Raw genomic sequence first — 12,872 nt, 5'->3', positions numbered from 1 at the left:
ATCTGCAACACTCAAAATTATTACAGTGTGTTAAGACTCCGCTATTTTTACAAAGTAGAGTGCTTATAATCTCCTAAATAAACTTATAAATTATTAAATTAGTCTATAATCAGATAAATTAACCTGCTTACTATGGTAAATTTCAATCTGATGTCTACATGTTCTGACTAACGAAGATTTACTGCTGCATAACATCCCTACATTTAAACGATATATAAAGTATGAGGCCGCCTCTAGGCGAACTAATTCTCTTGTTTGCCTACAGCTTGTGTAAATCAAATCCAAAATTTTCCTCATGCCTACACAACAACGCAGACGTGGTGCAGTTCTTACCCCAAAAGGATTGCATAAACTTCAGGATGCAAAACAACAAGCAGAATTTAATAAAAACTGTAACAAGCGATTTACTCTTGATGATCTGAGTTATCAGACAGGTTTAGACACTCATACCTTGTGTAAGATTTTTAGGCGTGATAGCAAAGTTGATACGCAGTCGCTGACTCGATGCTTTCAGGCATTTCAACTATTATTAGAGCCGGATGATTATGAAATTCCCATGTCTCCACCGTTCATAACTAGCTGCGATTTACAACAAAGAGAAACAGACAGAAATAAGACTTTAGAAAGACAGGATGAAAAAGAACCTGGACTAAAATTAAAGCTAGATGTAAATGAGGACAGGTTGCCGATGACTGCACCTGAAGAAATTCGCCAAAGAGGAATAACAGTACTCAAAGAATTATCGGGAGAATCTTTAGTAAAGGCTGTTAAATTGTTGGAATCCTTTTCTCAAGAGTCTTCACGGCTAAGTGAAAACAAGCTGAAAAATGACCAGGGTGTTGCTCAGAATATTAAGCCCAGTTAAACTAAAAATCTATGGTAAACAGGGTTGGGTGCATCCAAGTTTTTATTTAGCAACTAGAGAATAAATGTCATTGCGAGGAGGAACGACGAAGCAATCGCATGGTTTTGTTCTTAGTGCGAGACTTTGCGATTGCTTCACTTCACTTCGTTGCGTACCCTACGGGAAGGCTAACGCCTACGCAATGACATACAAAAAAGTGGGATGCTCCCAACAGGGTTGCTGGGCCAATACGCTCATCCTCATCTAAAATCACCATTGCTATGAGGTTGTTTGAAAAATCTAAATTATTACTCACCGGGCGATTAGAAATCGCGGCTACACAGACGAAACCCACACTTCGACAAGCTCAGTGACCGCCTACGTGGGTTTGAAAACCTTGATTTTGTCTTAGTCCACCTGCGTGGACTTTGCCTGTGTAGTAGCGAATTCTATTCGCCCAATACTTTTCAAAAATCCTCTACAAAAGCGATCGCCCATCATCTGATAAAAGTGATACTTCCTGCACCTCATAGCAAGAAATGTCACCTATCACCTGTTTCCTACGATAAGTCATTCAGGCGACTCCATTCATTCCAAGAGCCGTCGTAATTGCGAACATTTGGATAGCCTAGTAGATACTTTAAAACAAACCAAATATATCCAGAACGTCCACCGATCGCACAATAAGGAAAAATTTCTTTATCAGGTGTAATACCTTGGCTGGTATAAAGATTTTTCAATTCAGCAAATGATTTAAAAGTACCGTCCTCATTCAGTGTCAGGATATGCTCAAGATGAACTGCGCTAGGGATATGTCCAGTGCGTTCATTGGCTTTGGGTGGCTGATTAAAAAACCACTCACCGTTGTATTCTTGAATTGTGCGGACATCTAACAAAATGCGTTCCTGTTGATGAATTGCCGCTTTCACTTCAGAATGTAAGACTCTAAAACTATGATCAGGCGCTTGGGGTTGATAATCAGTGGTGGGAAATGTAGATAACTCAGTTGCGAGTGGACGATTTTCTAACTTCCATTTTTGATAGCCGCCATTGAGAACTCGAACATTATCGTGACCAAAGACTTTTAACAACCAAAAAATCCAGCCGCCGATGCCGGGATAATTGCCATAAGCAATAACTGTTGTATCATTACTGATACCAGAGCGTGCCATGAGTTTGGTAAAAGCGATCGCATCTAAATTAATTTTGAAATCTGGTAAAAGTAAGTCTGTAAAAATATTCCAAAATACAGCACCCGGTATATGGGCATTTTTGTAAGGCTCTGGACTTGTATCTACTTCAACAATACGAACATGAGGATCATGGAGATGATCTGCTAACCATTGGGTATCAACGATAACTGATGGATCAGCGTAATCAGAATTGGCAGTCATAGTTAATTTATCCCAAAATCTACACTTAAAACTCAGCACTCAGCACTCACCACTCACCACTCAGTACATTGCTCTAAGATAAATTTGGGGCGATATTACTTCTAGACCTCGAAAGTGTACAATTTGCCTATGGTCGCATTACAAGATATATTTCGGGCAATTGCTCAAGCTCAAGATGAACAGACATTGCGATCGCACATATCCACAGATATCAGTCAGTATTTTGCCGCTACACGCAGTGGGCTATTTTTCTTTGATCAAACTCATCTGATTGACAAAGCAATACTAATTGCCTTATCACCCCAATACAACCCAGTCGCACGTTACTTACTAGAACGCCACGCCCCAGTTCACGAAGCCTTAGTAGTCGAACCAAAAACATGGAAATTGATTTGTCCCCGTCCTGATCACTATCATGTCATGGCCGGGCCAATTGTCAGCACTGGTAAATTAGTAGGTGCATTAGGTTTTACCCGTCAACAAAACATACCTGCATTCGATTCGCAAAACCTCACAGATTTAAGTGCGATTTGTCTGCATATTTCCACTTGGGTAACAATGACAAAATCCCCACCTCCACCTTTCCAAACCGCAAATTTAACCCCTAGAGAAGTGGAAATTGCTACCCTAGTAGCGCAAGGTTGTAGCAACGCAGAAATAAGTCGTGAATTGTGGATTACCCAAAACTCTGTTAAACAAGCTTTAAAAAGAATGTTCCGCAAGTTAGAAGTTTCATCTCGCACGCAAATGTTAGCAAAGCTTTCTAAAATTACCCAGTTCAAACAACTACCAAAAAAGTAATGAGTAATAAATTTACTTATTAGGACTTACGTAAACTCTAAGATTTCTTGGCGTTCTTGGCGACTTGGCGGTACCCTGCGGGAAGCCGCTTCGCGTCTACGATAAATTAAGCTTTTGAGCAATTTTTGCGTAAGTCCTGCTTATTACTCATTACTTATTACTCATAGTCTACTTCACTTACTTACTGCAAAAGTGCTGTAATTTACCAATGTCTTTGCCTTGTCTCTAATTTACTAGCCTTTTAATAAATAAATATTTATTTATAACTTACATAAGAAATACTGAATTAACTTGTTAACTGTCTTAAATGTCCGATTTTATTAACTTTAATAGTCTTAAATGTCTTAACTGTCCGATTGCTAAACTTATTTCTTGATTTGTAAATTAAATTAAAGCAGCAAATAGCTGTTTAACGTATTGACAAACAAAAATTCATTGAATAGTATTATCACATAGTTATCACATTTGATTTTGTAAAAAATCAAAATACATTGATAACTTCTTGATAGTTCCCTATATCTATGATTGATTTAATAAATCAATCTGAACAATAAATAAAACCGCCCCAAGTTTGCCAAGATATCGAGAGAATATAGCAAGTCTAAAATAAGGCTTTGATGTACACTAAACAGCTTCTAAAAAGTCTCTAGCCAGATTTTAGACTTGCTTTGGAAATTGCTCTGTAGGAATCCTATTTGATTTCTGAAGACACATATATAAAAAGGGCTTAACTAGCTTTGAGCTAGTAAGTTTTGCAATACCCATAAAAGTTGTAAATGAGTGAAATAATTCACTTTCAATTGTGCTGGGATTCATCTATGTTTTCAGAAATCAAATGGGGTTCTTAAAGGAGAACTCTGAACTAAATTATCAAAAATATTGGAGAAAAAAATGACAGTTACTGCAACAATTAACAATCTCTATATCGTCCAAAATCAGTGGGGTGGTGCTTCTGCACCTTGGAATCCTGGTGGCGCATGGGTAATTGGAGGTAGATCAAATCAACGTGTTGTCGCGCTCAAAGTTACATCAAACGACAATGGTAAGACTCTAAATGGAACCACCACTTATGCTGGTGAAGGCCCCATTGGTTTTAGAGCTACCTTAACTACCAGCGATACATATAAAGTAGAAAATCAGTGGGGAGGTTCTTCTGCGCCTTGGAATGCAGGTGGAAATTGGGTACTAGGCAGCCGGGGAAATCAAAATGTTGTGGCAATTGATATCACATCCAACGATGGTGGTAACACCTTTAACGGAACAATAACTTATGCAGGCGAAGGCCCCATCGGTTTTAAGAGTGCGGCTGCAAACGGCAGTGTCTACACTGTAGAAAACCAATGGGGAGGTTCTTCTGCACCTTGGAATCCTGGTGGTACTTGGGTACTAGGCAGCCGGGATAATCAAAATGTAGTAGCACTCAATGTTACATCTAATGATGGCGGCAAAACCTTAACTGGAACTAACACATATACAGGCGAAGGCCCCATCGGTTTTAGAGGCAACCTGTTTGGTAGCAATAACTACAACGTAGAAAACCAATGGGGAGGTTCTTCCGCGCCTTGGAATGCAGGTGGAACTTGGGTAATTGGTAGTCGCGCCGGACAAAATGTAGTGGCGGTGAATGTTACATCTAATGATGGTGGCAAAACCTTAACCGGAACCATTACTTATGCTGGTGAAGGCCCCATCGGTTTCCGCGCCACCAAAATCTAAAAAGGCGATCGCGCATAAAGATTAGTATAGTCAGTCAGGTAGGGTAGGCGATCGCATATCCTACTTGACTAGTACTGGTTCTGGCTTAGGTAACGCAGAGACTATCAGTGGGTCGTAGCCTAATTGTTGAGTAATTCGTTGTCTAGCTAAAACCCGATACTCCCAAAAATGTTCTCCCGCAGCACATAGTCCTAAATACATATTCAGAACTTGCGGTTTTGTTCGCAGAATTGCCCAGAGTTGTTGCCAGAACTGCACACGAATTTCTGGTTGACGTAAACCTTGAAGCCAGATTAACTTAACAACCAGCCGCAATGCCTTTCCTGGAGACAATTGCATAGTTTGTTTTCGCTGGGGGAGGGAACCAAGACTCAGACATTGCTGAAAACAGCGTCTCAGATAGTTTCTGGGTTCATATAAAGTCCATAAGCCTTCTACATATTCTCTCGCAATTTCATCAATGGAGCGTGAGGGGATGAAATTCATTAAGGTATTCTGGTCTCCCACTTCAGTTGCACCAATACCCTTACTCTCTAACAAACGCTGCTCTTTTTGCAGACGGTTCCATAAAGCAGTATTAGGCAAAGCTTGAAGAATACCCAACATTGGTTGAGGAATATTGGTTTGTTCGACAAAAGCTTGAATTTTCTCTCCTGCGCCTGGGCGTTCTCCATCAAAACCGAGGATAAACCCTGCATAGATGAGTATACCTGCTTGATTAATTTTCTCACAGGCTTGCACAAGAGGACTACGAGTATTTTGCAGTTTTTGTGTTAATTGCAAACTTTCTTGGTCTGGAGTTTCTATACCGAGAAAGACAGCATAGAAACCTGCTTCATTCATCAATTGCAACAGTTCTTCATCTTCGGCTAAATTCACAGAAGCTTCAGTGATGAATGTGAAGGGATAGGAGTGTTGTTTCATCCACGGAATCAACTCTCGCAAGAAACGTTTGACGTTCCGTTGATTGCCAATAAAGTTATCGTCAACAATAAACAGTGACCCTCGCCAGCCTAAATCATACAGAGCTTGTAACTCAGCAATGGTTTGCTGAGGCTCTTTTGTGCGTGGTTTGCGACCGTAGAGTGTAATAATATCGCAAAATTCGCAGTTAAAGGGGCAACCGCGAGAAAACTGGATAGCCATCATCAAGTAAGCATCCCGTTGCAACAAGTCAAAACGGGGCATTGGGCTTTGGCTGACATCAGGTTTTTCCAGGGAGCGAAATATTCCTTGTTCTTGACCTTGATTGAGGGCTGCTAAAAATTGCGGAACAGTTAATTCCCCCTCATCCAAAATTAAATAATCCGCTCCAGATTTCAAAGCATCTTGTGGAATAGATGTTGGGTAAGGGCCACCAACTGCTACTTTTTTACCTAAGCGGACTGCTTTTTGAATCAGGGTATGAAAATCTGGTTTCTGCACCAGCATGGCCGACAAGATGACGAGATCGCACCACTCCCAATCAGCTTCTGTTTCCAGATTGACATTGCGATCGCAAAATCTAATTTCCCATTCTTTGGGTAATAGTGCTGCAACTGTGATAATTCCTAATGGCGGTAAAACGGCTTTAAGTCCGGCGATTTCCATGAAGCGATCGTAAGACCAAAAAGATTGGGGAAACTGAGGGTAGAGCAATAATGCTTTCATAAAATCCTGGTTGCAAAACTTCTGCTATCTCGGACTCCCATCAATAGCCGACATGATCTGTCTGGAAACTGATATGTTGCTCCAAACAAATTAACGCCTAATATCTGCACTACAGCTTAGGCATATAGGCATGATAAAAATAATAAAAGACTAAAATAAATTCAGTCTTTTAAATTAGCAATACACCTGTCAGAAGATTGAGAATATCTTCCTACTAACTGAGTCAACAAAGACATCTTAAATACTACAACTCAGAAGGCTGTTCTTCTCTCTGTCTAAAGTTAGAACAACCTAAAATTACTAGTCTTACCAATTCTGTATGAAGACGCACCGAATGATATGACGAACCAAAAAGGATGCTCTGTAAAAAGTGAAAAGTAAAAAGTGAAAAGTAAAAAGATAATTCCCATGAATAAATTGATGGGCTTCAAACCATTTTCTTTTTCTTTCTTTTAACTTTTTACTTTTGCTTTATTTGGTCAAACTATTGTTGTTTTGCCTCTGGTTTTTGATATTTACCTGGATACTTTCTTTGGTAATAGTCTTCCATAATTTGTAGAATCATCGGCGCGGCGACGCTACCACCACCACCACCAGAATGTTCTGCAAAAGCGACAATTAGCAGGTCTGGATTATCGGCTGGCGCATACGCACCAAACCAAGCATGATTTTGTTTAACACGACGTTTCCAAGCTTCGGCTGTACCACTTTTACCCGCTACCGGGGGAATTGTCGGTTTATTTAAAACCTTCCCTGTACCTTCAGAAACAACTTTACGCAGTCCATCGCGCAAAATTTTAACGGTTGTTGGCTTCATATTTAAAGATTCGCGCCAACTTTGAGCATCTTCATTATCTTTAAGTAAATGTGGCTGGACTCGATAGCCGCCGTTAGCCGGGACTGCAAACATCACCGCTACTTGTAAAGGTGTGGTTTGTAAAGCACCTTGACCAATAGACATATTAATTGTGTCGCCTACAGTCCAGGGTATTTTCCAAGTTTTCTGTTTCCAGTTTTCATCGGGGACTAACCCTTTGGCTTCTTCTGAGGCGAACTCAAAGCCGGTTTTTTGACCAAATCCATATTTGCGAGTCCATTCAATTAAAGCCGGGCCGCCAACACCTCTACCTATTTGATAAAAGAAAGTATCACTACTCCATTGCATTGCACCAACAAATCCCAAAGGCCCGAAACCTGCGTGGTTCCATTCGCCAAATCTGGTTCCGCCAATGGTTAAAGAACCGTAGGTTTGTAAAATTGTGCTGGGGGAAAATTTGCCTGATTCTAAACCGGCTGTGGTTGTGACAATTTTAAAGGTGCTGGCGGGGGGAAAGACGCTGAGGGCGCGATTCACTAGGGGATGGTCTTCACCTTGTACTGATTCCCAGTCTTTTTGTGTGAGTTTTTGTTTAGAAAAGATGTTGGGGTCAAAGGTGGGATGGGAAACTAAGGCTAAAACTGAGCCATTTTTCGGGTTGATGGCTACTATAGCACCATCGCGATCGCCTAAAGCTTTTTCGGCAGCCCTTTGAATGTCTAAATCTAAAGTTAAATGCAAATCATTCCCGGCTTTGGCTTGTTTTTCTCCTAATACCCGCAATGGTCGTCCAGCCCCATCTACTTCTACTTGCTGACCACCCCATTCACCCCGCAACATTTTCTCATAAGCTTTTTCGACTCCCATTTGACCGATAACATCGCCTAAACGATAGCCATCTTTTTTTCTTTCTTTTAACTGTTCTGCTGTTAATTCTCTGGTATAACCGAGTACATGGGCTAAGGCTGTGCCGTGGGGATAGTAACGTACAGCTTCCGTATGAATTTCCACTTCTGGGAGTTCGTTTTCATACTCTTTGATTGCTGTGACTTGGGCTTCGTTTAAATCACGGGCAATTCTAATTAAAGAAGATGAATTTGCGCCTGCTTCATCTAGCTTTTTTTCAATGTCTGCTTGGGGAATCTCTAAAATGCTGGCTAACCTCGGCCCCACAACTGGCCAAGAAGGTTTTGTGTGCGCCATTGGCCAAAGATACACAGAACGGGGATAACGAGTACTGGCTAAAAGTTTGCCATTCCTGTCAAAAATATTTCCCCGTTCTGGCTGTTTGGCAATAACTCGAATGCGGTTAGACTCGGCGCGTTGGCGGTGTGTGTTTCCCTCAACAATTTGCAAATATGCCAACCGCGCCCCGATACCGCTTAACATTGTGAGGGTAAATATCATCAAAAATATAGACTGAAAATTGCGCCCGACTGTGCGTGTATTTTTTTTGCCACCTAGAGGAGAAGGGTGTAATACTGCCATAAATAAGGTTAATTACTGATAAGTACTATCTGTATACAATGGTTCTGGGCTTCTACCGGGTATTACTGTTAATCACAATAATTTTTTGTATATAGTTTTACTTAAATAAGTAAAACCATATCGCTGATTCAGTTTATCAAGAATTATTGCAATTAGCCATTCGCAAAGTCTATGACCAGAGTAAATTATTTTGGAGAAATTTAGGGGCGAGGGGGACGAGGTAGACAAGGGGGACAAGGTAGAGAGTGTTTTTGAGGGGAAATGTTTACGTATATGGGATATTTGAATAAAATAATCTAATTCCAAGATTCGCAGATATACTCAGTCTCCCGACTCCCTGTCTCGACAAGATGTTTAGAAATCAAATAGGATTGCAATATATCAATGGACTGGATTACGCTACTGCGATCGCTACAGTCTGATTTTATTCAAAGGCTAACATCTGGTTCTCTGCTACATTGCGAAACAGAAGGTCAATACAGCGAAGTAACTATAATTTCTGGGGAGAGATTAAAGATACTCCGCGACTTTTGCTGGCAAATGGCTGAAAAATACAAGCGGGTTTCGCCAGTGCGTGATGTTTTTATCAGCTATCTCAAAGGTAAATTAGGCGAGGAAGTTGTTAAGGAACGTTTGGCTGATTTAATTACCGAAGTTGATTATGAGAAACGCTTTGGTGGCGATGGCAAGATAGATTTTACCCTGACTACTAACCCATCAGTGGGGATTGAAGTCAAATCTCGGCATGGTAGCCTTGATCGGGTGAGATGGTCTGTTAGTTCGGAAGAAGTAGAAAAAAATGCGGTTGTAGTTTGTATTTTAATTCAAGAAGAAGTACACGAAGCGCAATCTGAGTATCATCTTTTTTTAGCCGGATTTCTACCGACTCGGATGATTAAACTCAAAACAGGTAGAATTGCCTTTGGCATAGAACAATTATTATATGGTGGTGGTTTGCGTTGTTATTTAGAACAATATCAATCTACTATTAATTATCAAGAATATCGGACAGAAGATAATCAGAAAACACCAATGTTAGCGGCGCGTCCCGCAGTTAATCAAGATAATCAATTTTTGATTGTGCAGACAGAAATTGATTATGTCAAACTAGGGAATGATTGTTTTGCTAAGGGAGAATATGCAAATGCGATCGCTAACTATAGTCAAGCTTTAAAATTACACCCAAATGATGGAGAGATTTATTATCAACGAGGATTAAGCTATTATCAACTAGGAGATTATACAGAAGCGATCGCAGATTATTCCCAAGCAATTCAACTTAATCTCAATGATGCCAAGTTATATATTAAACGTGGATTAGCAAGTTACCAGTTAAGCGATTATACTTCAGCAATTCATGATTACTCCCAGGCAATTAATATCAATCCTCATCTGGCAGTAGCTTATAAAAATCGTGCCGATGCTCGTTCCCATTTAGGAGATAATCAAGGTGCAATTGAAGATTACAGCCAAGCACTTAAAATTAATCCTAACTATGCCATAAATTATCAAAACCGTGGCATGTCCCGTTATTTTTTAGGATATCAGCAAAGCTTTACTAAAGCTATTAAGTTAAACCCTCACGATGCTATTGCTTACAAAAATCGTGGTAACGCGCGTGCAGATATGGGTGATTATGAAGGTGCAATTGATGATTATACTCAAGTAATTACAATTAACCCTCATGATGCCCATGCTTATTATAATCGAGGTAATGCTCGTTATGATTTAGGCGACAATGCCGGAGCTTTTGAAGATTATACTCAGGCTATACAAATTAACCCAAATTATGGCGATGCTTATTATAATCGCGGCAATGTGCAATCAGCGATCGGCGATAAACAAGCAGCAATGATAGATTTTCAAAAAGCTGTAGAACTTTATCGCAAAGAAGGTAAATTAGATGCGCTTAAAGATGCGCGAGGACGAGTTTTAGATTTACAAATTGAAGAGTCGCTAGATATTTTGAATTTTTAATTTAGGTGATACCAATGGAGTGTATTCAAGTTAACGCCTAGCTACGCGCATTAATAAGAATAAACCTATGCCTAAGAAAATAAAATTAGGCAACCAAGCACCCAAAAAAGGAGAAATCACACCAGCTTGTCCGATCGCACCACTAATAAAAAATAGTAAATAGTAAGTAAAAATCACAATCACGCACACGCCAAAACTTGTACCTCTCCCAGTACGTTGCGGGACGCTTCCCATTGCTGCGCCGACTAAGCCAAACACTAGACAGACAAAGGGTAAAGCAATTTTTTGTTGAATTCTCACTTGCAGCTTGCGAATTTTTTGGCGATCGCCTCCTAATCTTTCCACTGTTAATTGTTCTAAAGATTCGGAAATATTCATTTCACCATAGTCACGGCTTTTTTCTACCAAACTCAGTGGTGTGCGGGGTAGTTTGAGTTGCTGCTGTTCAAAACGTAAAATGTTGCGATAAGAACCATTAGATGCAACTAAATAAATAGTGCCATTATAAAAATCCCAAACGCTTTGCGAACCATTCCATTGTGCTGATTCTGCCACAACCACCTGATTTAAACCTGCTGTAGAACGGTCAATAATAGTTAAACCTTTCATCCGTTTACCGTCAAACTGGTCAGCATAAAATAACCGTGCTAACTGCTTAGTTTTACTACCATCGGCTTCTTGAATATCGCGGTATTCTGGATAAAAAATATTTTGTTGTTTTAAAACTGGCTTATCAGATTTAATAGCACTTTGAAGAGTTTGATTTGCTTGGTAATTGGCTGTTGGTGTAATTTGTTCGTTAAAGACAAATGTCATACCTGTAACTAATAAACTTAACACAATAGCAGGTAGCACCATCCGATAAACACTTACTCCACACCCGCGTAATGCTATGAGTTCACTATCGCTCGAAAGACGACTGTAAGTCATCAAAGTCGCCAGCAGCGTGGACATAGGAAAAGCTAACACAATAAAATATGGCATCTTTAACAAGAAAACTTGAATAGCTATGCCTACAGGTAGACCAGATTCAACAATTTTTCTAATTAGATCAAATACAGCATCAATTGTTACACCAATTGAGGAAAATGCCCCAACTCCAAATAAAAATGGTGGTAGCAATTCACTGAGCAAATAACGATCCATAATCGTAAATGGCAGCAGTGAATTAATACTATAAAAAGACTGTTGCTTTGTGGAAATCATAAGCAATTAAAATTTAATGGTTCAACCCTGGTTAATGCGTAGTTTGTAACTTATAGCAGTCCTATTTGATGTATGAATAAAAGAGACAAGGGAGACAAGGCAGAGAGATGTTGATAAATCATTGAGGATTTTTATATCAATTTAAATTTTTCGGTTTTTTAAACGTGAAAATTATCACCTAAATAGTATTGCCTCACAAGAGGATTGCTGTACAGTTCTTCAGCCGTACCAGAAGCGAGAATTTGTCCTTCGCGCATAATATAGGCGCGGTCAGTAATAGCCAGAGTTTCACGCACATTGTGATCTGTGATTAAGATTCCCATACCGCGATCGCGCAGTCCTGCTACAATTTCTTGAATTTCTGCTACTGCGATCGGATCAACCCCAGCAAACGGTTCATCTAACAATAAAAACTTTGGCCCTTCTCTTCCCGCCGCCAACGCCCTAGCTAATTCTGTTCGTCGTCGTTGACCACCAGAGAGTTGAATCCCTTTACTATTAGCTACTTTCTCTAACCGAAACTCCTTCAGCAAAGTATACAATCGCTTCGACCACTCTCGTTTGGGAACATTGGTTTGCTCTAACACCAAGAGTATATTATCCTGCACACTAAGTTGGCGAAATATACTGGCTTCTTGGGCTAAATAGCCAATACCCAAACGCGCTCTTTTGTCCATTGGCATACCAGTAATATCTTGAGTATCTAGCCAAACGCGCCCTTGATTGGGTCTTTCTAAACCTGTGGCAATATAAAAGGTCGTCGTTTTGCCAGCGCCATTGGGGCCTAGTAAACCAACGACCTCACCTTGAATCACGGAAAGATTGACACGATTGACAATGGCTCGCTTGCCGTAAGATTTGTGAATATTCTCTAAAACAATTTTCACTATCTGCGTTAATTGATACTAAGTAGTAATCGTGAACTGCATACACTAGGACTGCTGAAAAAGGGGCTAGAGGCTAGAAACTAGTTTTTTCC

Annotated in this window: 9 protein-coding genes; 4 read left to right on the top strand and 5 right to left on the bottom strand. The window is 40.1% G+C overall.

Features of this window, described 5'->3' with window-relative positions; all coding sequences use genetic code 11:
- The first annotated feature begins 295 nt into the window (after window positions 1–295).
- A complete protein-coding gene (locus tag H6G79_RS03700) occupies window positions 296–865 on the top strand; it encodes a hypothetical protein (RefSeq protein ID WP_190589797.1) in 570 nt (189 codons plus the stop codon).
- A 539-nt stretch (window positions 866–1,404) separates the two neighbouring features.
- Here the strand turns inward: H6G79_RS03700 and H6G79_RS03695 are convergent.
- Window positions 1,405–2,238 carry a sulfurtransferase gene (locus H6G79_RS03695; RefSeq protein WP_190589798.1) on the bottom strand — a complete coding sequence of 278 codons (834 nt, stop codon included), beginning with the start codon at window positions 2,236–2,238 and terminating at the stop codon, window positions 1,405–1,407.
- A 129-nt stretch (window positions 2,239–2,367) separates the two neighbouring features.
- On the opposite strand from H6G79_RS03695, the gene H6G79_RS03690 reads away from it, so the two are divergent.
- On the top strand, window positions 2,368–3,039 hold the full coding sequence (locus H6G79_RS03690) for a LuxR C-terminal-related transcriptional regulator (RefSeq protein WP_190589799.1): 672 nt from the start codon (window positions 2,368–2,370) through the stop codon (window positions 3,037–3,039).
- A gap of 891 nt (window positions 3,040–3,930) precedes the next feature.
- Entirely contained in the window at window positions 3,931–4,755 is an 825-nt protein-coding gene (locus H6G79_RS03685; RefSeq protein WP_190589800.1) for a lectin ESA-2, read from the top strand.
- A gap of 60 nt (window positions 4,756–4,815) precedes the next feature.
- Here the strand turns inward: H6G79_RS03685 and H6G79_RS03680 are convergent, their stop codons facing one another.
- Together H6G79_RS03680 and mrdA are read right to left on the bottom strand one after the other, a co-directional pair.
- On the bottom strand, window positions 4,816–6,405 hold the full coding sequence (locus H6G79_RS03680) for a B12-binding domain-containing radical SAM protein (RefSeq protein ID WP_190589801.1): 1,590 nt from the start codon (window positions 6,403–6,405) through the stop codon (window positions 4,816–4,818).
- Between the two features lie 484 nt (window positions 6,406–6,889).
- Window positions 6,890–8,710 (bottom strand): penicillin-binding protein 2, encoded by a 1,821-nt coding sequence (mrdA, locus tag H6G79_RS03675; protein WP_190589802.1) that lies wholly within the window; start codon window positions 8,708–8,710, stop codon window positions 6,890–6,892.
- A gap of 384 nt (window positions 8,711–9,094) precedes the next feature.
- Here mrdA and H6G79_RS03670 point away from each other — a divergent pair, with 384 nt between their 5' ends.
- Window positions 9,095–10,687: a tetratricopeptide repeat protein gene (locus H6G79_RS03670; RefSeq protein ID WP_190589803.1), complete on the top strand. Its 1,593-nt coding sequence runs from the start codon at window positions 9,095–9,097 to the stop codon at window positions 10,685–10,687.
- A gap of 30 nt (window positions 10,688–10,717) precedes the next feature.
- On the opposite strand, the gene H6G79_RS03665 is transcribed toward H6G79_RS03670, so the two are convergent.
- Complete coding sequence (locus H6G79_RS03665; protein WP_190589804.1) at window positions 10,718–11,833, bottom strand: LptF/LptG family permease; 1,116 nt, start codon at window positions 11,831–11,833, stop codon at window positions 10,718–10,720.
- A 218-nt stretch (window positions 11,834–12,051) separates the two neighbouring features.
- On the bottom strand, window positions 12,052–12,780 hold the full coding sequence (lptB, locus tag H6G79_RS03660; RefSeq protein ID WP_190589805.1) for an LPS export ABC transporter ATP-binding protein: 729 nt from the start codon (window positions 12,778–12,780) through the stop codon (window positions 12,052–12,054).
- Window positions 12,781–12,872: the final 92 nt, after the last annotated feature.

Origin of the sequence: Anabaena sp. FACHB-83 (assembly GCF_014697485.1) — a bacterium.
In the GTDB taxonomy this organism is placed as follows: Bacteria; Cyanobacteriota; Cyanobacteriia; order Cyanobacteriales; family Nostocaceae; genus Nostoc_B.
The sequence above is the reverse complement of the archived record's forward strand: the minus strand, read 5'-3'. Positions and strand labels throughout refer to the sequence as shown.

Excerpts from the sequence above, each read along its gene's own strand:
- H6G79_RS03700 (WP_190589797.1), top strand. The coding sequence starts at position 296 with ATGCCTACACAACAACGCAGACGTGGTGCAGTTCTTACCCCAAAAGGA.
- H6G79_RS03695 (WP_190589798.1), bottom strand. The coding sequence starts at position 2,238 with ATGACTGCCAATTCTGATTACGCTGATCCATCAGTTATCGTTGATACC.
- H6G79_RS03690 (WP_190589799.1), top strand. The coding sequence starts at position 2,368 with ATGGTCGCATTACAAGATATATTTCGGGCAATTGCTCAAGCTCAAGAT.
- H6G79_RS03685 (WP_190589800.1), top strand. The coding sequence starts at position 3,931 with ATGACAGTTACTGCAACAATTAACAATCTCTATATCGTCCAAAATCAG.
- H6G79_RS03680 (WP_190589801.1), bottom strand. The coding sequence starts at position 6,405 with ATGAAAGCATTATTGCTCTACCCTCAGTTTCCCCAATCTTTTTGGTCT.
- mrdA (WP_190589802.1), bottom strand. The coding sequence starts at position 8,710 with ATGGCAGTATTACACCCTTCTCCTCTAGGTGGCAAAAAAAATACACGC.
- H6G79_RS03670 (WP_190589803.1), top strand. The coding sequence starts at position 9,095 with ATGGACTGGATTACGCTACTGCGATCGCTACAGTCTGATTTTATTCAA.
- H6G79_RS03665 (WP_190589804.1), bottom strand. The coding sequence starts at position 11,833 with ATGGATCGTTATTTGCTCAGTGAATTGCTACCACCATTTTTATTTGGA.